The sequence below is a fragment of the Nocardiopsis protaetiae genome (assembly GCF_045446735.1).
GTDB lineage: Bacteria > Actinomycetota > Actinomycetes > Streptosporangiales > Streptosporangiaceae > Nocardiopsis > Nocardiopsis protaetiae.
The window spans coordinates 1-2,195 of record NZ_JBJJBV010000486.1; the positions used below are offsets into that span (position 1 = coordinate 1).

The window sequence follows — 2,195 nt, forward strand, 5'->3', positions numbered from 1 at the left end:
GTCCCGGCCCCGGTTCGGGACGGCGCGGGTCCGGGTCAGGAGGCGGCGTCCAGGCGGGCGCGCTGGTCCTCGGTGAGTTCGAGGTCGAGGGCGCCCAGGCTCTCCTCCAGCTGCTCCACGGAGGAGGCGCCGATCAGCGGGATGATCGGGATGTCCTGGCCGATCTGCCAGGCCAGCACCACCTGGTTGGGGGTGGCGCCCGTTTCCGCGACGATCTCCTTCAGGGCGGCCAGGCGTGTGGTGGTGCCCGGGTGGTCGTAGTCACGGGGCAGCGGCTTGTCGGCGCGGGTGTAGGCGCCGCTGAGCAGCGGGGTGTAGGCCACCAGGGCCAGCTCCGGCTCGGCCCGCAGGTAGGTGAGGATGTCGGAGCCGGCAGCGCCCAGGTGGCCCTCCGGGCAGACCGAGTCGCCGATGTCGGTGCGCGGCCGCAGGTAGCTGTGGTGGTACTGGAGCACCTCGTAGCCGGGCACCCCCGCGGCGGCGGCCAGGCCGCGGGCCCGCTCCACCCGCCACGCCGGGTGGTTGCTGACCCCCAGCAGGCCCACCCGGCCCAGCGCCACCTGCTCGGCGAACGCCTCGACGGTCTCGGCGGCCGGCACGTTCCGGTCCTCGATGTGCGCGTACAGCAGGTCGATGCGCTCCCGGCCCAGCCGCTGCAGGCTGCGCTCGGTCGACTCGCGGATCACCCGGGCGGACAGCCCTTCGCCGTTGTCGATGTAGGTGGTGCGCGGGGCGAGCGGTCGGGCGCCGAGCTTGGTGGCGACGACGACCTCGGCACCCGGGTTCCGGCTGCGGAGCCAGCGGCCGACCAGGATCTCGCTCTGGCCGCCGCGCCCGCCGTCGGTCCCGTAGTTGTTGGCGGTGTCGATGAAGGTGCCGCCGGCCTCGACGTAGCGGTCCAGGATCGCGAAGGACGTCTTCTCGTCGGTGTGCGTGCCCATGTTCATCGTGCCCAGGGAGAGGGCGCTCACCTCGCGCCGGGTGGCGGGGTCGATGCCGATCGTGCGCTGACGCATAGGGGGTGTCCTTCCCGTCGGGGCCCGCCCGGTGCGGGCCCCGTGATGAAGAGTCTGGAACCTGGAGTGCACTCCACTTCAAGCCCTACAGAAAACTTTCTTTCCCGTGGGGTTCAGGAGGCGGCGTCCAGGCGGGCGCGCTGGTCCTCGGTGAGTTCGAGGTCGAGGGCGCCCAGGCTCTCCTCCAGCTGCTCCACGGAGGAGGCGCCCACCAGGGGGATGATGGGCAGCTCGTGGCCGATCTGCCAGGCCAGCACCACCTGGTTGAGCGTCGCGCCGGTCTCGGCGGCGATCTCCCGCAGCGCCGCGAGCCGGGCGGTGGTGCCCGGGTGGTCGTAGTCGCGGGGCAGCGGCTTGTCGGCGCGGGTGTAGGCGCCGCTGAGCAGCGGGGTGTAGGCCACCAGGACCAGCCCCGGCACGGCCCGCATGTAGGTGAGCAGGTCCGAGCCCGCGCTGCCGATGTTGCCGTCCCGGCACAGCGGCTTGGCGATGTCGGTGCGCGGACGCAGGTAGCTGTGCTGGTACTGGAGCACCTCGTAGCCGGGCAGGCCCGCGGCGGCGGCCAGGGCGCGGGCGCGCTCCACCCGCCAGACGGAGTGGTTGCTGACCCCCAGCAGCCCCACCGAACCCTCCTTCACCAGGTCGGCGAAGCCCTCGACGGTCTCCTCCAGCGGGGTCTTCTGGTCCTCGATGTGCGCGTACAGCAGGTCGATGTGCTCCAGGCCCAGGCGCTCGCGACTGGCCTCGGAGGACTTTCGGATGACCCGGGCCGACAGCCCCTCGGGGTTGTCGGTGTAGCTCGTCCCCGGGGCGAGCGGGCGGGCGCCGAGCTTGGTGGCGACGAAGAGCCCGTCGCCGACGCCGCGGCTGCGCCGCCAGCGGCCGATGACCTCCTCGCTCTGCCCGCCCTGGTCCCCGTTCTCCCAGAACGCGTAGTTGTCGGAGGTGTCCAGGAAGGTGCCGCCCGCCTCGGCGTAGCGGTCCAGGATCGCGAAGGACGTCTTCTCGTCGGTCCGGGTGCCCATGAGCATGGTGCCCAGGGCCAGGGCGCTCACCTCGCGCCGGGTGGCGGGATCGGTGCCGATGGTGCGCTGACGCATGGGGTTCCTCCCGTTCGCGGCCCGCCCTGCGCAGGCCCTGGACAGGAGTCTGCGACCTGGAGCGCGCTCCAGGTCAAGG

At 72.6% G+C, this 2,195-nt stretch carries 2 protein-coding genes; both read right to left on the reverse strand.

Annotation, left to right across the window (positions count from 1 at the left end; genetic code table 11):
* Positions 1-35: 35 nt before the first annotated feature.
* Complete coding sequence (locus tag ACJOT3_RS34125; protein ID WP_406977262.1) at positions 36-1,016, reverse strand: aldo/keto reductase; 981 nt, start codon at positions 1,014-1,016, stop codon at positions 36-38.
* Positions 1,017-1,129: 113 nt separating this feature from the next.
* Positions 1,130-2,116, reverse strand: coding sequence for an aldo/keto reductase (locus ACJOT3_RS34130; protein ID WP_406977263.1), 987 nt, complete (start codon positions 2,114-2,116; stop codon positions 1,130-1,132).
* Positions 2,117-2,195 lie beyond the last annotated feature (79 nt).

Coding starts and splice junctions, on each gene's coding strand:
- ACJOT3_RS34125 (WP_406977262.1), bottom strand. CDS start 1,016: ATGCGTCAGCGCACGATCGGCATCGACCCCGCCACCCGGCGCGAGGTG.
- ACJOT3_RS34130 (WP_406977263.1), bottom strand. CDS start 2,116: ATGCGTCAGCGCACCATCGGCACCGATCCCGCCACCCGGCGCGAGGTG.